At 75.5% G+C, this 21,021-nt stretch carries 14 protein-coding genes and 2 pseudogenes; 9 read left to right on the top strand and 7 right to left on the bottom strand.

All coding sequences use genetic code 11. The features are described from left to right. Nucleotides 1-5: 5 nt before the first annotated feature. Both ABZ135_RS10355 and ABZ135_RS10360 read right to left on the bottom strand, forming a co-directional pair. Complete coding sequence (locus ABZ135_RS10355) at nucleotides 6-1,295, bottom strand: protein phosphatase 2C domain-containing protein (protein ID WP_356693877.1); 1,290 nt, start codon at nucleotides 1,293-1,295, stop codon at nucleotides 6-8. A 122-nt stretch (nucleotides 1,296-1,417) separates the two neighbouring features. Further along, nucleotides 1,418-5,197, bottom strand: a complete 3,780-nt coding sequence (locus tag ABZ135_RS10360) for a S8 family serine peptidase (protein WP_356693879.1) — start codon at nucleotides 5,195-5,197, stop codon at nucleotides 1,418-1,420. 234 nt (nucleotides 5,198-5,431) lie between these two features. Here ABZ135_RS10360 and ABZ135_RS10365 point away from each other — a divergent pair, with 234 nt between their 5' ends. From ABZ135_RS10365 to ABZ135_RS10375, 3 genes are all read left to right on the top strand, one after another. Next, complete coding sequence (locus ABZ135_RS10365) at nucleotides 5,432-6,415, top strand: helix-turn-helix domain-containing protein (RefSeq protein WP_356693881.1); 984 nt, start codon at nucleotides 5,432-5,434, stop codon at nucleotides 6,413-6,415. A gap of 126 nt (nucleotides 6,416-6,541) precedes the next feature. After that, entirely contained in the window at nucleotides 6,542-6,976 is a 435-nt protein-coding gene (locus ABZ135_RS10370) for a hypothetical protein (RefSeq protein WP_356693883.1), read from the top strand. 59 nt (nucleotides 6,977-7,035) lie between these two features. Beyond that, the gene (locus ABZ135_RS10375; RefSeq protein ID WP_356693885.1) at nucleotides 7,036-7,518 is read left to right on the top strand and encodes a DUF456 domain-containing protein; all 483 of its coding nucleotides are present in this window, start codon (nucleotides 7,036-7,038) and stop codon (nucleotides 7,516-7,518) included. Between the two features lie 33 nt (nucleotides 7,519-7,551). Here ABZ135_RS10375 and ABZ135_RS10380 read toward each other — a convergent pair whose 3' ends face one another. The 3 genes from ABZ135_RS10380 to ABZ135_RS10390 form a co-directional block, all read right to left on the bottom strand. Further along, nucleotides 7,552-8,940 carry an AlkA N-terminal domain-containing protein gene (locus tag ABZ135_RS10380; RefSeq protein WP_356693887.1) on the bottom strand — a complete coding sequence of 463 codons (1,389 nt, stop codon included), beginning with the start codon at nucleotides 8,938-8,940 and terminating at the stop codon, nucleotides 7,552-7,554. A gap of 189 nt (nucleotides 8,941-9,129) precedes the next feature. Beyond that, nucleotides 9,130-10,245, bottom strand: a complete 1,116-nt coding sequence (gene rsgA, locus ABZ135_RS10385) for a ribosome small subunit-dependent GTPase A (protein WP_356693889.1) — start codon at nucleotides 10,243-10,245, stop codon at nucleotides 9,130-9,132. Between the two features lie 276 nt (nucleotides 10,246-10,521). Continuing rightward, nucleotides 10,522-10,917 carry a cupin domain-containing protein gene (locus tag ABZ135_RS10390; protein ID WP_356693891.1) on the bottom strand — a complete coding sequence of 132 codons (396 nt, stop codon included), beginning with the start codon at nucleotides 10,915-10,917 and terminating at the stop codon, nucleotides 10,522-10,524. A 52-nt stretch (nucleotides 10,918-10,969) separates the two neighbouring features. On the opposite strand from ABZ135_RS10390, the gene ABZ135_RS10395 reads away from it, so the two are divergent. Both ABZ135_RS10395 and ABZ135_RS10400 read left to right on the top strand, forming a co-directional pair. Continuing rightward, a complete protein-coding gene (locus ABZ135_RS10395; RefSeq protein ID WP_356693893.1) occupies nucleotides 10,970-11,977 on the top strand; it encodes a helix-turn-helix domain-containing protein in 1,008 nt (335 codons plus the stop codon). Nucleotides 11,978-12,225: 248 nt separating this feature from the next. Next, nucleotides 12,226-12,495 (top strand): annotated as a pseudogene (locus tag ABZ135_RS10400) (glyoxalase); the annotation flags it as partial. Nucleotides 12,496-12,518: 23 nt separating this feature from the next. Here the strand turns inward: ABZ135_RS10400 and ABZ135_RS10405 are convergent. Then, nucleotides 12,519-13,322, bottom strand: a complete 804-nt coding sequence (locus tag ABZ135_RS10405; protein WP_356693895.1) for a helix-turn-helix domain-containing protein — start codon at nucleotides 13,320-13,322, stop codon at nucleotides 12,519-12,521. Between the two features lie 89 nt (nucleotides 13,323-13,411). Here ABZ135_RS10405 and ABZ135_RS10410 point away from each other — a divergent pair. From ABZ135_RS10410 to ABZ135_RS10425, 4 genes and pseudogenes are all read left to right on the top strand, one after another. Then, nucleotides 13,412-13,720 (top strand): annotated as a pseudogene (locus tag ABZ135_RS10410) (CU044_2847 family protein); the annotation flags it as partial. 278 nt (nucleotides 13,721-13,998) lie between these two features. Then, nucleotides 13,999-15,960, top strand: a complete 1,962-nt coding sequence (locus ABZ135_RS10415; RefSeq protein WP_356693897.1) for a trypsin-like peptidase domain-containing protein — start codon at nucleotides 13,999-14,001, stop codon at nucleotides 15,958-15,960. Between the two features lie 24 nt (nucleotides 15,961-15,984). Next, complete coding sequence (locus ABZ135_RS10420; RefSeq protein ID WP_356693899.1) at nucleotides 15,985-17,031, top strand: MoxR family ATPase; 1,047 nt, start codon at nucleotides 15,985-15,987, stop codon at nucleotides 17,029-17,031. Further along, a complete protein-coding gene (locus ABZ135_RS10425; protein WP_356693901.1) occupies nucleotides 17,021-19,813 on the top strand; it encodes an SAV_2336 N-terminal domain-related protein in 2,793 nt (930 codons plus the stop codon). The genes ABZ135_RS10420 and ABZ135_RS10425 overlap by 11 nt, the downstream gene beginning before the upstream one ends. A 72-nt stretch (nucleotides 19,814-19,885) precedes the next feature. Here the strand turns inward: ABZ135_RS10425 and ABZ135_RS10430 are convergent, their stop codons facing one another. After that, a complete protein-coding gene (locus tag ABZ135_RS10430; RefSeq protein WP_356693903.1) occupies nucleotides 19,886-21,010 on the bottom strand; it encodes a YihY/virulence factor BrkB family protein in 1,125 nt (374 codons plus the stop codon). Nucleotides 21,011-21,021: the final 11 nt, after the last annotated feature.

The following is a 21,021-nucleotide window of genomic DNA, read 5'->3' on the forward strand; positions in this document are numbered from 1 at the left end:
GAAGGTTACGCCTCCCAGACGGCGACCGCCGTACGGTCGTCGGCGTAACCGGTCACCCGGAGCTGGGTGTCGGCGAGGAAGGCGGCGAGTCCGGGCGGCTCGGCGCCGGCCCAGCGGGTGGCGAGCTCGTGGGCGAGGGCGGGTTCGCCGCGCAGGGGCTCGGCGAGGCCGTGGGAGGCGAGCAGCAGGGTGTCGCCGGGGCGGGCGACGGAGGCGCGGAAGCGGAACGGTTCGGCGGGCGGGGTGTCCGCCGGGCCGGGGGCGGCGGGCGGTTCCTCAACGAGGGGGCGGCCGGGGACGTCGGGGCCGCCGAGGCGCAGGGTGAGGCGGTCGCCGTCCTCGGTGGCCTCGGGTGCCTGGGCGGGCGGGGCGGGCGTCGTGGCGGGTGCCGGGGTCGGCGGGGGCGGCGGGGAGCCGAAGCCGACGACGGGTGCGCCGACGGTGGCGGCGGGCTCGGGGAGCAGGGGTTCGATGTCCTGCCAGGCGCCGTCGCGGAGGCGGAAGAGTCCGCCGGGGCCGACGCCGAAGAAGACGCGGGTGCGGCACGCGGGGTCGGCGGTGAGCAGCAGGCAGCGCAGGCCGGCGGTGTACTCGTCGGGGTCGAGGCCGCGTTCGGCGGCGCGGGCGCGGAGTTTGCCGTAGGTGCGGTCGGTGAGCCGCTGGAGGCCGGACTTGAGGTCGCCGCGGCGGCCGGAGCGGATGTCGTCGGCGAGCCGGGCGTGGCTGCGGCCGACGGACTCGCCGATCCAGTGGCAGACGTCGGCGGCGGCGAGGTGGGCGTGGGCGGCGGCGCGCCGTCCGGCGGCGACGGCGACGAGGACGAGCGCGGTCTCGTCCTGGCCGAAGCGGGCGGTGAGCAGGGCGTCGCGGCGGGGTTCGCCGCGGAAGCGGGCGGAGTCGCCGCGGACGGAGGCGGCGCGCAGGGTGTAGGCGCCGTAGCGGGCGCCGTCGAGGACGGTGTCGGCGACGAGTGTGGCGAGCTCGCCGGGGCGGGCGGCGGGCAGGGCGGTGGGTTCGGCCTCGTAGGTGGGCGGCCGGCCGCCGATGTGTCCGGTACGGGGCCGGGGCGCGGGGACCTGGACGGCGGGGGCCTCGGCGGGCGGGGCGTCCGGGGCCTGGGGCTCGGCGGGCGGATCGGCCGGGGTGCGGGACTCGGGGGGCGGGTCGGCCGTGGTGGTGCGGGCGGCGGAGTCGTAGCGTTCGTCGAGGCTGTCGGACGTCGGGGCGGGCGCGGTGTCGGTCGCCGCCTCGTCGTACAGCTTGTCCCACCAGTTGGTGTCCCCCTGCTGAGTCATGCCCTTATTGTCCACCGCGCAGGCCGCCCGAAAACGGGACATCCGGAAATGTGTCGCGGAAAAGGGTGGTCCGCCGGGCGGCCCCACCCCCCACGGGAAGGCCGTCCGGCGGACCGGCGTGATCAGCGCACGTCGTAGGCGCGGACCACGGTCTGGGTGACGGAGTTGCCGTGGGCGTCCGTCAGTTCGGTCTTCAGGGTGACCTGCCTGCCGGAGGCGCCCGTGTGGTCCACGGTGGCGCTCCAGGTGTCGCCCTGGTGGGTGACCGGCGCTTCGGTCCAGGTCTCGCCCCCGTCATAGGAGTAGGAGAGCCTGGCCGAGGTGAGGGGGGCCGGGGTGTAGCCCGCGTGGCCCGTCACGGAGAGGCCGATCCGCTGGCCGTCGGTCGCGGCGAGGGTCTTGAGTCCGTCCTCCGGAAGGTCGTACCGGGGGAAGAGAATCGGGATGCCTTGAGAGTAGACGTTCCGGTCCTCCTTCGAGGTGAATTTCCAGACGGAGTTGACGGAGACCGAGCGGTACCAGACCTTGCTGGAGAACTTCGCCACGTTCTGTTCGAGTGTGTATACGGCGCTTTCGGACGGGACTTCGAAAACTCCGGACGGCCATGCGGTCTGGCCGATCAGCTCGCCGTCCTTGCGCAGCCGCAGGTTGCCGACGTCGCCGAAGGAGCCGGCCTCGCCGTGGTGGGTGCCGTCGCCCCACAGGGCGTCGGCGAAGCCGATCAGGTTGCCCTGGCGCTCGGAGACGAGCACCGGCCTGCCGGCGGCGTCGCGGGGGGCGGTGGGGGCGATCACGCCGTCGTACCAGCGCTCGGTGCGCTGCTCCCCGGCCCGGTACGCGCGCGGCGTGCCGATCATGAACTCGCCGAAGGGGAAGCTGGAGCAGAGCATCGTGGCCCAGACGGTGTCCCCGGCCGTGCGGTACTCGGTGCGGGTGCCGGGCGCGGGGGCCGTCTCGAGACCGGCGAAGGAGACCGCCGCGCCGCTCGGGCGCCGTGCCGAGGCGAAGTCGAGGAAGTCGTTGGCGACGCCCATCGCGGTGTACGTGGACTGGGTGCGGCCGAGGGCGGTGTCCCGGACGCGGTAGGTCCGGTCGTCGCGGATGGCGCCGGACTCGGGGAACGCCAGCTCGTAGACGTAGGGGCTCTTCGCGGTGGCCTTCCAGGAGAGGGTGACCTCGCCGGCGGAGAGCTTCTTCAGGAGGGCCGTGGCCTCGGCGGACTCGACGGCGAGGACGGGCAGGGCGGCGCTGCCGAAGCCGGCGGACGGGTACCAGCGGCCGGGGGCGGCGCGGTGGCCGAGGACGGCGATCGCTCCGGCGGCCTTGGCGTCGCGGGCGATCGTGGCCGAGAAGGTGGCGTCGTCCGGGAAGCGGACGAGGGCGATCCTGCCCTTGACCTCGGCGGCGGTCAGTTCGGCGGGCGTGCCCGTGCCCGCGTCGACGAGTCCGGCCGTGCCGGTGCCGTCGAGGTTGTCGGAGCCGGTGGATCCGGTGACCGGGTGGAGGGCGAGGCCGTCGGCCGTCCTCAGCTCGGAGATCAGCGGGGCGGCGGTGCGCCAGTAGCTGCCGAACTCGAAGTCGCCGTCGCGGGCGGTGCCTTCGACGGAGGCGTAGTGGCCGCGGAGGGTGCGGGTGCCGGCCGCGGTGCCCGCGTGCAGCCAGGTGTCGTCCCAGGAGCGGGCGAACGCCAGGGTGGCGGCGCGGACTTCGCCGGTCTTGTCGGTGCGGACGGACAGGGCGTGGGCCTTGCGGGCGTCGAGGACGACGACCGTGTCCTTCCTCAGCTCGAGCTGCGGCCGGCCCAGGTAGGTGAGCGAGTCGTACAGGGTGGTGTCGGCGTCGGCGCCCGGGTCGGGGGTGGTGACGAAGGAGGAGAGGAAGTAGCGTCCGGGGCGCAGCCGGTAGGTCTGGTCGGTGGAGCCCTCGTTGAAGCGGCGTTCGCCGGTCGCGGTGTCGGTGCCGATGACGTCCAGGGACGAGGCGCCGTCCGCGGGCCTGCCCTGACGGTCGATCAGCTTGACCCGGAGGGTGACCGTCTCGGGCTCGACGTAGAGCGCGAACGGGGTGGAGACGCGGAGGCCGCCGGGGCCGGTGGCGACGACGCGGCCGGTGATGTCGCCGTACTGGGCGCGCTCCAGGTGGGCGGTCGGGTCGAGCGCGAGCGGGACCTCGGCGGTGCCGCCGGCGGGGACGGTGACGGTGCGCTGTCCGAGGCGGGCGACGGGGGTACGGACGGCGGAGCCGTCGTTGCCGGTGACCTTCTCGACGGCGAGGGTCAGGGTGACGGGCCGGTCGGAGGTGTTGGTGTACGGCACGGCGACCGTGGTCCGGTCGGTGTGGTGCCGGGGCCAGGGGAAGGTGCCACCCTGGACGGCGGGGGCGCCGAGGACGGTCTGGTCAACGGCGGCCTTGACGTCGAGACGGCCGCCGCCGACCTCGCGGACGTCGCCGGGGACGCGGCTGTCGGCGGAGGAGACGAGCGCGGCCTTGAGCTGCCGGGCGGTCCAGTCGGGGTGGCGCTGCTTGAGGACGGCGGCGGCGCCGGCGACGTGCGGGGTGGCCATCGAGGTGCCGGACATGGCCTGGTAGGCGTAGAGGCCGCGGCCGCCGGCCGCGGCGGCGGAGATGGCGACGCCGGGGGCGGCGATCTCCGGCTTGAGGGTGTGGGCCGCGTTGGCGACGGGGCTGCGGCTGGAGAAGTACGCGGTGGAGTCGTCGCGGTCGGTGGCGCCGACGGTCAGGACGCTCGGGGCGCAGCCGGGCGAGGAGACGGAGTTGAGGGAGGGGCCGGAGTTTCCGGCGGCGACGACGAACAACGTGCCGTCGCTTTGGGCGAGTTGTTCGGCGGCGGCGCTCATCGGGTCGTCGCAGTCGGTCTCGGAGGGGTTGCCGAGGCTCATGGAGACGACGTCGGCGCCCTGGGCGACGGCCCATTCCATGCCGGCGATGATCCATGAGGTGGCGCCGGAGCCGGAGTCGTTCAGGACCTTGCCGTTGAGGAGGGCGGCGCCGGGCGCGACGCCCTTCTTCGCGCCGCCGCTCGCGGCGCCGGAGCCGCCGACGGTGGAGAGGGTGTGGGTGCCGTGGCCCTGGCGGTCGTCGGCGGTGTCGGAGTCGGTGAAGTTCCGCGCGGCGACGATGCGGCCCTGGAGGTCGGGGTGTCCGGCGTCGGCGCCGGTGTCGAGGACGGCGACCTTGGTGCCGGTGCCGTCGTAGCCGGCGGCCCATGCCTCGGGGGCGCGCACCTGCGCGGTGGAGCGCTCCAGGGTGGCCTGGACCTTGCGGTCGAGCCACAGTTTCCTCAGCCCGGAGGCGCTGCGGGCGGCGGGGGTCTCGACGTCCTTCCAGAAGGCGGCGGCCTGCTTCTTGTCGGTGGCGAGGGCGACGCCGTCGACGGTGGCGAGGACCGTGCCGCGCTTCGCGCCGCGCGGGGCGGCGGGGGCGGGCGCGGAGCGGGCGAGGTCGGTGCCGTAGACGGCGATCAGCGGCAGGGTGCCGGTGGCGGTGTCGTCGTAGCCCTGGCGGATGAGGCCGGTGACGTTGAAGAGTTCTTCGTCGACGCGGTCGGCGGCGAGGGCGGCGGTGGCGCCCTCCGGGTACACGTAGAGGTCCGGGCCGGAGCGGCGGGTCTGCACGAAGGGCACGGTGCCGTCCTCGCGGGGCAGCGCGGCGGCGGCCGGGTTGCCCTCGGCGTCGTGCGTGACGACGACCCGGTCGCCGGTGACGAGGGTGACCGTGACCGGGCGCTGGCCGGCGGTGCCGGTGGCCTGGCTGCCGGTCAGCGGTCGCTTGCCGGTCGTCGGGTCGTCCTGCGGCGCTGCCGCCGCGGACGCCGCGACCGCGGTGACGGCCAGGACGGCGGCGGTCGCCGCCCCCAGAGCCGTACGCGAAATCGGACGCATCGCTCTCCCCCTCTGTTTCCGGGCATGGCGGCACAAGGCGCCCATGTCCGGAGGCTGTCGGTGCTGCGGTGGCGCCACATTGGCAGAGGTGAGGGTGGTGCAGGCAGGATGGGCGCGGCGGGAATGCGCCGTGGCCGATTCCCGCCAACGCACCGACGGAACGAACGCGTCCGCCGGCCGTCCCGGGAATGTCCGGGTCGTCCGGGGACGTCCGCGCGAGGGGTGGGGTCAGCGATGCTGGGAGCGATAGGGCTCGACGAACGACAGGAGTCCGCCTACCGTGCGCTGGTCGCGATGGGCGCGGCCGAGGTCTCGGATCTGGCCCACCGGCTGTCCCTGCCGGTGGCCGACACCGAGCGGGCGCTGCGCCGCCTGGAGGCGCAGGGCCTTGCGGCGCAGTCCTCGGCGCGCACCGGGCGCTGGGTGGCGGCGCCGCCGGGGGTGGCGCTCGGCGCGCTGCTCACCCAGCAGCGGCACGAGCTGGAGCAGGCGGAGCTGACGGCGGCGCTCCTCGCGCAGGAGTACCGGGCCGAGGCGACCGAGCCGGCCGTGCACGACCTGGTGGAGGTGGTGACCGGCGCGAGCGCCGTGGCGCATCGTTTCTTCCAGCTCCAACTGGGGGCGACGGAGGAGGTCTGCGCGCTGGTGACGGGCAAGCCGATCGCGGTGACCGGTCTGGAGAACGACGCCGAGGTGATGGCCGCCGAGCGGGGCGTGCGCTATCGGGTGGTGATCGAGCGGGAGGTGCTGAGCCTGCCGTCGGGTCTGCTGGAGCTGTCGGCGGCGCTCGGCCGGCAGGAGCAGATCCGGATCGTGGACCGGGTGCCGACCAAGCTGGTGGTGGCGGACCGGACGCTGGCGATGGTGCCGCTCACCGGGCGGGGCGCGGAACCGGCGGCGCTCGTGGTGCACGCCAGTGGTCTGCTGGAGTCGCTGATGGGCCTGTTCGAGTCGGTCTGGCGGGACGCCCTGCCGCTACGGCTCGGCGCGGGCGCACAGGTGACGGAGGACGAGGTCGCGGGGCCTGATCCGACGGACCTGGAGATCCTCAGCCTGCTGCTCGCGGGGATGACGGACGCGAGCGTGGCGAAGCAACTGGACCTGGGGCTGCGGACGGTGCAGCGGCGGGTGAAGGGCCTGATGGAGCTGACGGGGGTGACGACGCGGCTGCAGCTCGGCTGGCACGCGTACGAGAAGGGGTGGGTGGCTCGTCGGTGAGGTGAGGGCGTGTGGCAGGGTGAGCGGCCGGTTTTCCTCCGGTCGCGGCGGAACGCGTCCCTGTCCCGCCGCGACCGGAACCTCACGTCACTCACCGGCACGTCACGACACTCAGGAGCACCACCCATGAACGGAAGGCGCCGCCGCGCCCTGCTGGCCACCGTCACCCCGATGCTGGAGCCCGGGGAGCGGGTGGAGGTGACGTCCCTCGTGAATCTGAGCTCGGTCTCGGTGCGGCGGACGGCCGCGTTCGGCATCGCGTCGGCGATCGCGAGCGGCGGGGGCATGGCGGTGGTCCCGGTGCCGACGCCGATGTACCTGGCGATGACCGACCGGCGGATCCTCATCTTCCGGGCGGACCCGATGTTCGCGAAGCCGGTCGAGCACACGATGACGATCCGGCGGGAGGGTCTGTTCCGCTCCGAGATCAAGGAACGGTTCCTGAACTCCTCGTTCGTGCTGTCGTCCCCGTACAGCGAGACCTCACTGAAGATCATCTTCCCGCTGATCGACCGCAAGGCCCGGAACCTGGTGGCGGCGGCCCTGCCGGTGGCGGCCTGACCGCCCCGGTCGGTCGGGCTTGACCTGCGGGAACACCGGGTTTGCTGCACCCTTGGCAGATGGGTGTGTGGCAGCTCCTGCTGATCGCGATGGTGATGCTGCTCGGCCTGGTCGGGGTGCTGACGCCCGGCGTGCCGGGGACGTGGCTGGTGTGGGCGGCGATGCTGTGGTGGTCGCTGCACGAGCAGACGGGCCTCGCCTGGATCCTCCTCGTCTCCTCCACCGGCCTGCTGCTCCTCACCCAGGTGGTCGTATGGCAGCTTCCGCCCCGCCGGTTCCGGGGCGTGGGCATCACCCGGCGGATGGTGGCGTACGCGGGAGCGGGCGCGTTCCTGGGCTTCGTCCTGGTCCCGGTGCTCGGCGCGATTCCCGGGTTCGTCGGCGGCATCTACCTCTCCGAGCGCCTGCGCCTCGGCGGCCACGGCCAGGCCCGCGCGGCCACCCGCACGGTGATGCGGGCGGCGGGGACGAGCGTCCTGGTGGAGCTGTTCGCGTGCCTGCTGATCGTGGGGGCGTGGGTGGGGGCGGTGATCGGGGCCTGATCAGGGCGTGATGGGGGTCAGGCCGTACGGGGGTCAGACCGTACGGAGGTAGCGGGCGGCGTAGGAGCGCCAGGGGCGCCACTCGGGGTGGGCGTCCGGGAGGCCCTCCGGGGCCACGTCCGGGTCGGCGAGGGCCCGCATGCGGATACGGGCGGCGGCGCGCGGGCTCACCCCGGGGATCGCGGCCAGGGCGGCGGCGGAGGCGTCCCGGTCCGCGCCCGGGTCCAGGCGGACCGTCCCGTCGGCGAGCGCGGCGGCGAGCGGGCCCGCCGCCGGGTGGCCGGTCAGGGCGGTCGGCTCGGGGAACAGATGCGTGAGCCTGCCGCAGGGGGTGTCCACGGGCGTGCCGAGCCGCTCCACGAGCCGGGCGGCCTCGTCGGGGCCGACGACCGTCCGGATCGCGAACTCCTCCGGCTCCGCCGTGCCCGGTGACCGTACGCCGGGGCGGGCGGCGACCTCGGCGGCGAGGGCCGGATCGGCGCCGAGGCGCTCGGCGACGGCGTAGGGGTCCGCGTCCAGGTCGAGCAGCCGGCGCAGCCGCTGCACGGCGGTGGTGAGATCGCGCAGCTCGGTGAGGTGGATCCGGGCCTCGAGCCAGGCGCCCGGCGCACGCTCGTCGACGGAGACGATCCCGGTGCCGTACGGCAGCCGGAGCGTCCGCCGGTAGGTGCGGGCGCCGGGCGGGCCGACGACCTCCTCGACACCCGGCACCGCCTCGGCGGCCAGCAGGTCGAAGACCTCGCCCGCCGCGTACGGCCCCCGGTGCGCGAGCCGCAACGGCACGCCGGCCGCGAGCGCGGTGCGGGGGCCTGCGGCGGTGCCGGTGCCGGACTCGGCGCGGAGTTCGGTGGGGGTGCGGGCGTAGACGGCGCGGATGGTGTCGTTGAACTGCCGGACGCTCGCGAAGCCGGACGCGAAGGCGATGTCGGTGACCGGGAGCGGGGTCGTCTGCAGCAGCAGGCGCGCGGTGTGCGCCCGCTGGGCGCGGGCCAGCGCGACCGGCCCGGCCCCGAGCTCCGCCGTGAGCTGGCGCTGCACCTGCCGGGCGCTGTAGCCGAGCCGTCCGGCGAGGCCGGGCACGCCCTCCCGGTCGACGACGCCGTCCCCGATCATGCGCATCGCCCGCCCCACGACATCGGCCCGCACATTCCACTCCGCGGACCCGGGCACGGCGTCCGGCCGACACCGCCGGCACGCCCGGAACCCGCCCGCCTGCGCGGCCGCGGCGGTCGCGAAGAAGCGGACGTTCCGCCGCTTGGGCGTGACGGCCGGGCAACTGGGCCGGCAGTAGATCCCGGTCGTCACCACCCCGAAGAAGAACACCCCGTCAAAGCGCGCATCCCTGCTGCTCACCGCCCGATACCGGGTCTCCTCGTCCCCACCCGCACGGGTGATCGCCTCCACCGCCGACTCCACCGTCATGCCCTCCAGTGTGCGGGCGGGGGACGGCAGTGGCTGGCGGTTTTCGGACACGGGGGCGGTGGGAGTGGGCAGGGGGCGCGTCGGGTGGGGCCCCCGGAGGCGCGCCCCCGTGGCCGGGCGCCCGGGTCCGGCCCGGCGGGGCGGGGCCGCAGCGGCCCGGGAGGCACCCGGCATTGGTGCCCAGCCCGGCTAGCGCGCGCGGCCCCGCTTCGCCGCCAGTGCCGCTCGGCCCTCCGCGCCCTTGCGCTTCCAGTCCTTGAGGATTTCGGCGCGGACGCGGGCGTCCGTCTTGGCGACGAGGCGCTGGTTCTCGCGGAGGAGCTTGCGGTAGCTGTCGAGGCGGCGTTCGGGGAGGGTGCCGTCGGTGATGGCGGCCAGGACGGCGCAGCCCGGTTCGGACTCGTGGGCGCAGTCGTGGAAGCGGCACTGGGCCGCCAGGTCCTCGATCTCGGCGAAGACCTGGCCGACGCCCGCCTCCGCGTCCCACAGGCCGACGCCCCGCAGGCCGGGGGTGTCGATGAGGACGCCGCCGCCCGGGAGGGCGAGCAGGTTGCGGGTGGTCGTGGTGTGCCGGCCCTTGCCGTCCACGTCGCGGGCCGCCCGCACGTCCATGACGTCCACGCCGAGCAGCGTGTTCGCGAGGGTGGACTTGCCGGCGCCGGAGACGCCGAGCAGCACGCTCGTCCCGCCGCCGGCGACCGCCCGGAACACGTCGAGTCCCTCCCCCGTGTGGGAGCTCACCGGCAGGACCTGGACGCCGGGCGCGACGGTCTCGACGTCCTCGACGAGGTACGACAGCCCGACCGGGTCCGGCACCAGGTCGGCCTTGCTGAGGACGACGAGCGGCTGCGCACCGGACTCCCAGGCGAGCGCCAGGAAGCGTTCGATGCGGCCGAGGTCGAGTTCCACGGCGAGCGACACGGTGATGATCGCGTGGTCGACGTTGGCCGCCAGGATCTGCCCCTCGGACCGCTTGGACGAGGTGGAGCGGGCGAAGGCGGTACGGCGCGGCAGATACGCCCGTACGTAACGGGGGTCGCCGACGCCAACCGGGTCGACGGCCGCCCAGTCGCCCGTGCAGATGACCCGCAGCGGGTCGTGCGGGGTGACGAACGCGGTGTCGGCGCGCACGAGCCCCTCGGGGGTCACCAGGTCGCACTGGCCCCGATCGACCCGGACGACCCGGCCGGGCAGCAGGCCCTGCGCCGCGTACGGGGCGAACTCGGCCGCCCAGGCGTCGTCCCAGCCGTAGGCGTCCAGAGAGGAAGTGGAAGAGGTGGTGGTGGTGGTGGTGGAGAAAGACAAGGGGAACCCTTCACAGGGTGGCCCCGGCGCTGCGCGCGGCAGCAGGTGGAAGAGGTCAGCCGGTGGCCACGGAGGTGGAGTGGACGAGCATCTGGATGCGGGCAACGCCCGTCGTGACGACAGCCATCGGTCACACCTCCTGGTCGAAAGGAACGGCAGGGTCTCCTGGACCACGATCGTCGGTCTTCGCCGTCGATCTTCGCGGTCCAGGAGACCGTAGCGGGCGCCGGTCCCGAAGCGCCACGCATTTTTCTCCGTGCCTCGCCGTGCCCGGTGTCAGCCGGTCAGGGCGTGGCCCGTCGTCGCGTCCACGTGGTCCGGCACTTCCTCGTGGCGGTCGCCCACCGAGAGCGTCCCGGTCGGCTCGAACAGCAGGATCGCGGCGCCGGCGGGCGCCGAGGGCCGGTGCTCCGTGCCCCGGGGCACGGTGAAAACGGACCCGCGCGGCAGGACGACGGTCCGTTCTCCGGCCGGCTCCCGGAGGGAGATCCGCAGTTCGCCGTCGAGCACGAGGAAGAACTCGTCGGTGTCGTCGTGGGCGTGCCACACGTGGTCGCCCTCGACCTTGGCGACGCGGACGTCGTAGTCGTTGACGCGGGTGACGATCCGGGGACTCCACACGGCGTCGAAGGAGGCGAGGGCGGCGGCCAGGGCGATGGGGTCGTTGGTCATGGTGCAAGCCTCGGCGTTCCCGCCCGTACCCCGTGAGTGCTAGAAATCGCGCATGGCGCAAGAATCCTCGCACGGTCGGACCGCGGCCCCGCAGCGGCCGCTCCACCGGGTCGTCGTGATCGTGGACGAGAACTCGAACCCCTTCGAGCTGGGCTGCGCGACCGAGGTGTTCGGCCTGCGCCGGCCCGAACTGGGGCGCGACCTGTACGACTTCACCTTGTGCTCGGCCGAGCCCCGCACGCTGATGCGCGACGGATTCTTCACCCTCACCGGTGTCGCCGGCCTCGACGCCGCCGACACGGCGGACACCCTCATCGTGCCCAACCGCCCCGACGTCGAGGTGCCGCGCCGCCCCGCCGTGCTCGACGCGGTCCGGCGGGCGCACGCGCGGGGCGCGCGGCTGGTCGGCTTCTGCAGCGGCGCGTTCACCCTGGCCGAGGCCGGGGTGCTCGACGGGCGCCGGGCCACCGCCCACTGGCAGTGGGCGGACGACTTCCGCGCCCGGTTCCCCTCGGTGCTCCTCGAACCCGACGTGCTGTTCGTGGACGACGGCGACATCCTGACCGCCGCGGGCAGCGCCGCCGCGCTCGACCTGGGCCTGCACGTGGTCCGCCGGGACCACGGCGCCGAGGTCGCCAACTCCGTGAGCCGGCGCCTGGTCTTCGCCGCGCACCGGGACGGCGGGCAGCGGCAGTTCGTGGAACACCCCATGCCGGCGCTCAAGGACGAGTCGCTGGCGCCGGTCCTGGCCTGGGCGCAGGAACGCCTGGACACTCCCCTCGCGGTCGCCGACCTCGCGGCCCGCGCGGCGGTGAGCCCGGCGACGCTGCACCGCCGCTTCCGGGCCCAACTGGGCACGACACCGCTCGCCTGGCTCACGGGCGAGCGGCTGACCCTCGCCTGCCGGCTGATCGAGCGCGGCGAGTCCCGCTTCGAGGTGGTCGCCCGGCGCAGCGGGCTCGGCACGGCGGCGCATCTGCGGATGCTGATGCGCCGTGAGATCGGCATCACCCCCTCGGAATACCGCCACCGCTTCGGACCGCCCTCGGCCCCGCGCTGACGCCCCGACACCCCCGGCCCGGAGCACCGGAGCACCGGAGCACCGGACCCCAGCCCGGCCCGGAGCCTCGCCCCCCGACCCGGCCCGGAGCCTCGCCCCCGACCCGGCCCCGGCCCGACCGGGGCCCCGTGTCCGATCCGTACAAGACGCCGCTCCCCCGGCCTTCCTACCGTGCCGGCATGAACACGCAGCGACCTGTCACCGCCCCCGTCCCTCGTCTCGACGTCATCGGCCTGGTCACGGCCGACATGGCGGCGTCCCTCGCCTTCTACCGGCTGCTCGGGCTCGACGTCCCGGACGGGGCCGGGAGTCAGCCGCATGTGGAGGTGACACTGCCGGGCGGGATGCGGGTGTTGTGGGACACCGAGGACGTCGTGCGGTCCTTCGATCCCGCGTGGACGCGGCCGGCCGGCGGGGGCGAGCGGGTGGCGCTCGCGTTCCGACTCGGGCGGCCCGACGAGGTCGACGCGCTGTACGAGACGCTCACGGCCGCCGGTCATCGCGGCCACCTGGAGCCGTGGGACGCCGTCTGGGGGCAGCGCTACGCGGTCGTGCTCGACCCGGACGGGTCCGCGGTCTCCCTGTACGCCGACGCCGACGCCGACGCGGACGCGGACGGAGGCGCCGACACGGACCCCGAGGCCGCCAGCGACGCCGTGTAGCGGGACAGGGTCGTGCCCGACAGGGCGCGCATCTCGCGGGCGAGATGGGCCTGGTCGACGCAGCCCGCGCGGTGGGCCGCCTCCGCGTACGGGACGCCGGCGCGCACCAGGGCGAGGGCGCGCTGGAGGCGCAGGATGCGGGCCAGGGTCTTGGGGCCGTAGCCGAAGGCGGCGAGCGAGCACCGGTGCAGCCGGCGGACGCCGAGGCCCACCGCGTCCGCCGCCGCCCCGACGGGCTGCCCCGCCCGGAGCAGGGCGACCACGGCCCGGAGCAGCGGGTCGGGCGCGGGCGCGTCGGCCGCCCGGCGCAGCACCAGCTCCTCCAGGGCCGCGGCGCGGTCGGCCGCCGCCGTGACCCGGTCGGCGAGCCGGCGGGCGGTGCGGTCGCCCCACAGGTCGGCGAGGGCGACCCGCCGGTCGCGCAGGGCGCTCGCCTCGGTACCGAGGACGGCGGGCGCGTCGCCGGGCGCGAACCGCACTCCGGCGTAGGCGACGGCGGGGCTCTCGGGCACGTACGCCCGGGTATCGGGGCCGGCCACCATCAGCGTGCCGTCGGCCCAGATCAGGTCCATGCAGCCGTCCGGCAGGACCGGGCGCGTCCCCGGATCGGCCGGGTCGGCCGGGCCGGTGGCCCGGGTCCAGACGATCGCGCCGTCGAGCCGGGAGGGACGTTCCGCGTACACCCCTCCAGGGTAGGCCGATCCGCTGACAGCGGGCCGGACGGTCGGACAGAATGGCGCGCGAGCCGACTGATCGGGGCACGGGGGTCGTGGTGGGAACACTGATGGAGTTCGGTACGGGCAGCGACGCGGTCCTGGTGGAGGCGGACGGCCCTCAGCCGGGCGCCCGCCCGGTGTCGCGCGGCGGGAACTCCCTGGTCCGGGCGGGGCAGACGCTGGAGGAGGCCCTTGCGGGAATCCGTACGGCGGCGGAGTCGGCGCTCGCGGTCTTCCGCGGGGGTTCGCTCCGACCGGACGGGGTGGAGCTGGAGTTCGGTGTGAAGCTGACGGCGGAGGCGGGCGCGGTCATCGCCAAGACGGCGGTCGAGGGCCATCTGGTGGTGCGGCTCTCGTGGTCCCCGGACGGCCGCGGCACCGAGGCGACGGTCACGGTTCCGGCCGGGCAGCCCCCGGCGGACGAGACCCCGCAGGGACAGGACCCCGACGGCCCCCGCGCGGCCGACCCCCACCCCGACGGCCCCCGCCCCGACGACCCCCGCCCCGACGGACAGTCCCCGCGGCACGAGGAATCGCCGCACGAGGAATCGCCGCACGAGCAGTCGCCGCATGCGGAGTCGCCGCACGACGAACGGACTCCCGCTCCCGGGGCGGGTGACGGCGCCTCGCCGGGCGCCCGGTGATGCCGTCCTCGGCCTGGCACGCGCGGGTCGATCACGCGGGCGAGGTCCTGGGCTCCGCCTTCCTCGTCGCTCCCGGAACGCTGCTGACCTGCGCCCATGTGGTCGCGGACCTCGACCGCGTCTCCGTCCGGTTCCCCGGCGCGCAGGGGCTCGGCGAGCTCCCGGCGCGGGTCGCGGTGCGCGGGCCGTGGGGCGGCTCGCCCACCGACCCGGGCGACGTGGCCGTACTCGCCCTGGAGCGGCCGGTCGACGTGGCACCGGCCCGCTTCGCGCGGCCCGAGGGCCTGCGGGAGGTCTGCGAACCGCCCCGCCTGGTCGCCTACGGCTTCCCCGAGGGGTACGAGACGGAGGGCGCCCAGGCCGAGCTGCGGATGACCCTGCCCGGGCAGTTGATCCAGGACGAGTGGAGCCAGGTCGAGTGCCTGGCCGGGCACGGTCAGAGGCCCTCGCACGGCTTCAGCGGGGCCGCGGCGGTGCGGGCCGACGACGGGACGGTCGTCGGCATGATCGCCGCGTACGACCCCACCGCCCCCAACGCCCGGATCATTCCCGCCCGGGTGCTGGCCCGCCATGTGCCCGCCCTCGCCGAGCTCGTGGACACGCCGGGTTGCTCGGCCGAGGAGAAGCGCTGGTTACGGGAGCTCGTGGAGCGGGCCGAGCGGACCGAGCGGATCGAACGGGCCGGGGGGACCGAGCGGGCCGGGCCGGCGGGGGCGACGCGGCTGCCGCTGGAACGACTGCTGCGCGCGGCGGTCGGCCCCCTCGCCCCGCTCCCGCCGCCGGCGGCGCACGCCGGGCTGTGGCCGTGCGTCTGGTATCTGATCACCGAGAGCCGCCCGGCCGACGACCGTGTCCCGCTCGCCGAGCTCGCCGTACGGCTCGCCGACCAGGTGGCCGACGAGGAACTGCGGCGCGCGTTCCGCGCCTGGGCGCGCGAACACCGCGCGCGGGCGCACCGGCACCTCTCCCGGCCCGGGCACGCGACCGCCCCGGCCGGCGCGGAGCCGCCATGCACCACCGCCGGCGCCGGCGCGGCCGCGCCGCACCCGTCGGCCCCTCCGGACCGGCCGCACCACCCGGCCCCACCCCACTCGCCCCCGTCACGGAACCCGCCGGACCCTGATGCGACAGACCGTGACGCGCCGGACCGTGACGCGCCGCCCTGGTCGCCGATCCTCGTCGAGGTGCGGCGCAGCGGCGCCGACCCCGAGACGGTGCTGGCCGAGGTGTCCGTGCACCGGCACGGCGAGCGGATCCTGGTGAGCGAACAGCAGGTGGCCAAGGCCGAGTTACGGGCCTGGGTGTGCGACCGGATCGACGAGGCGTATCACGACATCGTGGACGGCCGTCCCCTGGTGGCGTTCGCCCTGCCCCGGGGCTGGCTCAACAAGAACGTCGACCAGTGGAGACGCCGACGGCGGGAGCAGCCGCTCGGCTGCCTGGTGCCGGTCGTGGTGCTCGACCACGACCGGCGCGCCAAGGGGCGTCACCAGTACGAGCTCCGGCGGATGTGGGGCGAGCTCGAACGGCAGAAGCGCTCGTCGCTGTACCGGATGCCCTGTGTGACGGAGCGGGCCCCGGCGCAGATCGCCGTGCTGCTCCAGGACGTGCGGGGCCCGGTGGGGTTCACCCGGCCGCCGACGGCCGCCCACGCGCGGAAGCTGCACGACGCGGCCCTGGACGCCCCCGCGCCGATCGTGCTGTGGCCGCGCACCGGCTGTCCGCCGGGCGGGCCGTGCACGGGCGACTGCCGGGGCGCCGGGTTCCTGGCTCGGATCGCGGAGTGGATCGCCACCGCGCCGCCCTACGAACTCCCGGAGGTGATCCGCCAGTTGCGCAGGAAGGCGTTCACCGCGGAGGGTCCCGAGCCGCACTGGGCGGCGAGCGGCGTGTCCCTCGTCTGGGAGGATCCGCGCTGCTTCGCGGACGTCCGCCCGCTGCGCGGCTCCCCCGTCGGCTGACCTCACCCCCCTGGAGACGTGTCCATGTCCCTCTGGCCGGTCTACACCGGATCGAGCACGCCGCACGACGGCGTCGACGCGCTGCCCGCGCCGCCGCCGTGGCGGAGGTTCGACGGCGGCCCCGCCCTGCCGCCGGCGCCGCGGGACGAGGCCGACGGCGGGGCGCCGGGCCGGGTCCACCGGGCCCGCACGTACCAGCCGACGCAGGAGACCGTGCAGTTGGTGAACGCGGCGCTGTACCTGCGTCGGCCGCTGCTGGTCACGGGCCCGCCGGGCAGCGGCAAGTCCAGCCTCCCGTACGCGGTGGCCCGGGAGTTGCGGCTCGGCCGGGTGCTGCGCTGGAACATCACCAGCCGTACGACGCTCACCGACGGGCTGTACCGCTACGACCCGCTGTCGCGGCTGTACGCGGCGGGCCGGGCCGGCGGGACCGTCCCGGCACCGGGGGCGGGCGCCGGGACCCGCGCCGGTGAGGCGGCGATCGAGGACCATCTGCGGCTCGGCCCGCTGGGCACAGCGCTGCTGCCGTACGAGCGGCCGCGCGTGCTGCTCATCGACGAGATCGACAAGTCCGACCTGGACCTGCCAAACGACCTGCTGCACATCCTGGAGGAGGGGCAGTACGAGATCCCGGAGCTGGTGCGGGCGGCGCGCTCGCATCCGGTGGCCGAGGTGATGGTGGCGGACTCGGAGGCGCGGGTGCCGGTGCGGCACGGCGAAGTGCGCTGCCGGGCCTTTCCGTTCGTGGTGCTCACCAGCAACGGCGAGCGGGAGTTCCCGCCCGCGTTCCTGCGCCGGTGCGTGCGCCTGGAGCTGCGGCGGCCGCTGCGGGAGCAGTTGGAGGACATCGTGCGGGCCCATCTCGGCGAGCTCGACGAGCGGGACCACGCGCTCGTGGAGACCTTTCTGCGCCGGGGCGGCGCGGGCGAGCTGGCCACCGACCAGCTCCTGAACGCCATCTATCTGACGCGGACCTCGGGTCTCGACGCCTCGTCGCGGGAGGAGCTGGCGAAGGCGTTGATGCCGTATCTGGGCCGGGCCTCGGGATCCTGGGACCCCGATGACTTCTGACGGTGAGCGCGGCGAGCACGGCGAGTACGGCAGGGACGGGAGAGGCAGGAGGGGCGGGCGGGGCGAAGGCGACGGCAGGGGCGGGGCCGACCGTACGGGTGCGCTGAGCGCCTTCGCGGGGCTGCTCGGCGAGGCCGGGGACTATCCACCGACCGGGCGGGAGATCGCCGAACTCCTGTGGCTGGCCCGGCATACGGATCCCGCCGGGAGCACCGCCCGACACACCGCTGTCCTCACATCGGATCACGTCCCTCGCTTTCCGCCGAAGAACGTGTTCACCGCCGCCGACAAGCCGGCGAAACCGGTTCCGCCGCGGACCGGCCCGTCCGGCCCGTCCGGTCCGTCCGGCGCACCGGCGCCCGAACCGCCCGCCGCCGGGTCCCGGGTGCCGCTGCACGCCCCGGCGACGGGGTCCTGCCCCGTGACGGAGGAGCGTCCCGCGCACGCCGCGCTGCTGGCGCCGGCGCCGCCGATGCTGGCGGGGCCGCTCGCCCTCCAGCGTGCGCTGCGTCCGCTGCGGCGCACGGTGCCGGCCACGGACGGCTGGGAGCTGGACGAGGCCGCGACCGCCGACCGGATCGCCGCCCTCGGGCCGGGCCGGCGGCTGTGGCTTCCGGTGCTGCGGCCCCGGCGTGAACGCTGGCTGCACCTGCGGATCGTGTACGACTCCGGGCCGACCATGGCGATCTGGCGGCCGCTGGTCCGCGAGCTGCACACCGCGCTCGCCCAGACCGGGGCCTTCCGGACCCTCGACGTGCTGCCGCTCGGCGCGGACGGCCGGCTGCCGCTGCGGCACCGGGAGCGCGGCCGCACCGCGGTCCTCGTGATCAGCGACGCGATGGGGCCGCAGTGGCGCGACGGGCCTGCGGGGCTGCGCTGGCGGGCCGCGCTCGCCGGGCTGGCCGCCGAGATGCCGGTCGCGCTGCTCCAGCCGCTGCCCGAACGGCTGTGGCGGCACACCGCGGCGCCCGCGGTGCCGGGCCGGTTCGCGGCCCCCGCCGCGGGGGTGCCCAACACGGGCCTCGGCTTCACCCCGTACGACACCGGTCGGCTCCCGGCGGGCGTGCCGGTCCCCGTGCTCGAACCGTCGGACGTCTGGCTGGGGCACTGGGCCGCCCTGGTCGCCTCCGTGGCCGGTGCGGAGGTGCCGGGTGCCGCGGCCTTCGTGACCCCGGCCGCCCCCGAGCCGCCGGAGGACGCCCTCGTCCCGCGGGACGCCGACCCGGAGGAGCTGGTCCTGCGCTTCCGGGCGCTCGCCTCGCCCGAGGCGTTCCGGCTGGCGGCGCATCTGGCGGTCGGCCCGGCGCATCTTCCGGTGATGCGACTGGTGCAGGCGGCCGTCGAGCGGCGGCCCGAGCCGCGGCACCTCGCCGAGGTGGTCCTCAGCGGCATGCTCGTCGCCCCCGGGGACGCGGCCCCCGGCGCGTACGACTTCCGTCCCGGCGTCCGCGAGGTCCTCCTCACCGCGCTCCCCCGCACCTCCCTCGTCGCCACGGCCCGGCTCCTGGCCCGGGTGAGCGCCGAGATCGAGGCGCGGGCGGGCGCCCTGCCGGGCGAGTTCCGGGCCCTGGTGGAATGCCTGGCCGGGCAGGGCGGGGAACGGGCGGTCGGGCGGCCGTTCGCGCTCGTGAGCGAGGAGAGCGTGCGGCTGCTGGGCGGGCCGGAACGGACGGCGGGGCGCGGGCCCGGGGTCCGGCCGCCGGACGGGAACGACCCAGGGCCTCCCCAGGGCCCGCCCTCCCAAGGCCCGCCGGGAGACCCGCCGGCCGGGGATCCGCCGGACCCGCCCGGCCCGCGCGCCGCCCGGGTCGTGTACGGGCTGCTCGGGCCGCCGCGTGCGGTGGTCGGCGACGAGGACGCCACGGCGGTCTCGTACGGGCGCGACGCCTTCCTGTGCCGGCTGCTCATGGCGCGCGGACAGCCGGTCGGGGAGCCGGAGCTGCGGGCGGCGACGGCCGGGTCCCCGGCGGAGGAGCCGCGGGCCCGCGCCCTGCGGCTGCGCGGGCTCGGCCATCCGGTGGAACTCCTCGACGGGGCCTTCCGGCTGGCGGTGGGTCCGGAGGCGCTGGATCTGCTCCGGGCGGAGGCCCTCGCCGAGCAGGCGGCCGAGGCGCTGGGGCGGGGCGACCGGGCGGCGGCCCGGCAGGCGCTCGGCTCGGCTCTCGTCCTGTGGTACGGGGAGCCGCTCGACGGGGTGCCGGGGGCGTGGGCGGCGCAGGAGCGGGACACGCTGCGCGCCTTCCGCGAGGAGCTCGCCGGGCAGGCGGCCGCGCTGGACGCGCCGTCGCCCTCGGCGCGGGGGGTGCTGCTCCTCCGCCGGCGCGCGGGGACCCCGGCCGTTCCGAACACGCTGATCACCGAATTGGACGGGCTGCTCCGCGGCAGGCTGGGCGTGCTGTCCTTCGGCCGGGTCCAGCCGCACTCGGACGGCTCGATCCGGGCGGCGCTCTCGCCGGGGCTCGACGCGGCGGCGCTGGTGGCCTGGGCGGTGCGGGAGTTCCCCGAGGCGCTCGCGTCGGGGCTGCCGGCCGACGCCGCCGCGCCGGTACGGGTCGATGTCGTCGTCCACGACGGCACGGAGGCGGCCGGTGTCTCCCTCGCGGCGGTCGGCCGCGAGCCCACGCTCGCGGAGACCGAGGCGGCGCTGCTGATCGTGACGGTCCTGGTGTCGCACCGCGTGCGGGCGGGTCTGCCGCGTGGCCTGCGCCGGCGGTTCGGCACGGTCGTGGAGACGGCGGAGGGCTGGCAGCACGTGGTGGTCGTGGAACGGCCGCCGGTCTGACCCGGGCGGCCGGGCTCCCGCCCAGCGTGCGGCAGCGCCGCCCGGCTGACCCGGGCGGTGTGCCCGCCCGGCTCAGTCCTTCTCCCACCCCGCGTGGAGGCGGGACTTCACGTCGTCCGGGGGCAGGAACCTCGACCAGCGTTCCGGGAACTCGGAGGGCATGTCCGGGTCGTCCTCGTCCACCTCGTCCGCCTCGGCGCGCAGGCGGGCCATCAGTTCGGCGGCCTGGACGGCGCGGGCGCGTTCGGTGGCCTCGCGGGCGGCGGCGGTGGCGACGGAGGGCCAGACGCGGTCGATGGCCGCGTTGACGGCGGCGCCGACGAGGACGGCGAAGGCGGAGATGCCGATCCAGAGGAGGACGGCGATGGGGGCGGCGAGGGAGCCGTAGATGGTGGGGCCCTCGACCTGGCTGGTCAGGTAGATGCGCAGGAGGAAGCTGCCGAGGACCCACATCGCGAGGGCGACGAGGGAGCCGGGGATGTCCTCGATCCAGGGGGAGCGGACCGGCACGGACACGTGGTACAGCGTCGTCAGGAAGGCGATGGACAGCAGGATGACGGCCGGCCAGTAGAGGACGGAGACGACCTCCGTGCCCCAGGGGACGAGCTCGACGACCCGGTCGGGGCCGACGACGGCGAGCGGCAGGACGACGGCGCCGATGATCAGGGCGATGATGTAGAGCAGGAAGGCGAGCAGCCGGGTCTTGACGATGCCGCGGTGGCCGTCGAGGCCGTACATGACGGTGATGGTGTCGATGAAGACGTTGACGGCGCGGGATCCGGACCACAGGGCGATGGCGAAGCCGAGGGAGATGAGGTCCGGGCGTTTGCCGTGGGTGACGTCCTCCAGGAGGGGGCGGGCGATCTCGTTGACGCCCCGGTCGGACAGGACCGTGCGGGCGGCGTGGAGGATGTTCTCCTCGATGCTGGCGACGGTGTCGGTGTTGGTCCATTCGTCGGCGTAGCCGAGGAGGGCGATCAGGCCGAGCAGCAGCGGGGGCAGCGACAGCAGGGTGAAGAAGGCGGCTTCGGCGGCGAGGCCGAGGATGCGGTACTCGATGCACGAGTTGACCGTGTCCTTGAGGAGCAGCCAGACCATTTTGCGCTTGGAGACGTTGCGGTACAGGACACGGGCGCGGTGGAGCCGGCTCCAGGGCCGCCGCTCGGGTCGTTCGGGTGTTTCGTTTGCTGCCTGCACCTCCTTACCGT

Source organism: Streptomyces sp. NPDC006339, assembly GCF_040612775.1.
In the GTDB taxonomy this organism is placed as follows: Bacteria; Actinomycetota; Actinomycetes; order Streptomycetales; family Streptomycetaceae; genus Streptomyces.

Excerpts from the sequence above, each read along its gene's own strand:
- ABZ135_RS10380 (WP_356693887.1), bottom strand. The coding sequence starts at position 8,940 with ATGACGGTGGAGTCGGCGGTGGAGGCGATCACCCGTGCGGGTGGGGAC.
- ABZ135_RS10355 (WP_356693877.1), bottom strand. The coding sequence starts at position 1,295 with ATGACTCAGCAGGGGGACACCAACTGGTGGGACAAGCTGTACGACGAG.
- ABZ135_RS10360 (WP_356693879.1), bottom strand. The coding sequence starts at position 5,197 with ATGCGTCCGATTTCGCGTACGGCTCTGGGGGCGGCGACCGCCGCCGTC.
- ABZ135_RS10365 (WP_356693881.1), top strand. The coding sequence starts at position 5,432 with ATGCTGGGAGCGATAGGGCTCGACGAACGACAGGAGTCCGCCTACCGT.
- ABZ135_RS10415 (WP_356693897.1), top strand. The coding sequence starts at position 13,999 with ATGCCGTCCTCGGCCTGGCACGCGCGGGTCGATCACGCGGGCGAGGTC.
- ABZ135_RS10395 (WP_356693893.1), top strand. The coding sequence starts at position 10,970 with ATGGCGCAAGAATCCTCGCACGGTCGGACCGCGGCCCCGCAGCGGCCG.
- ABZ135_RS10370 (WP_356693883.1), top strand. The coding sequence starts at position 6,542 with ATGAACGGAAGGCGCCGCCGCGCCCTGCTGGCCACCGTCACCCCGATG.
- ABZ135_RS10420 (WP_356693899.1), top strand. The coding sequence starts at position 15,985 with ATGTCCCTCTGGCCGGTCTACACCGGATCGAGCACGCCGCACGACGGC.
- ABZ135_RS10375 (WP_356693885.1), top strand. The coding sequence starts at position 7,036 with ATGGGTGTGTGGCAGCTCCTGCTGATCGCGATGGTGATGCTGCTCGGC.
- ABZ135_RS10390 (WP_356693891.1), bottom strand. The coding sequence starts at position 10,917 with ATGACCAACGACCCCATCGCCCTGGCCGCCGCCCTCGCCTCCTTCGAC.
- ABZ135_RS10425 (WP_356693901.1), top strand. The coding sequence starts at position 17,021 with ATGACTTCTGACGGTGAGCGCGGCGAGCACGGCGAGTACGGCAGGGAC.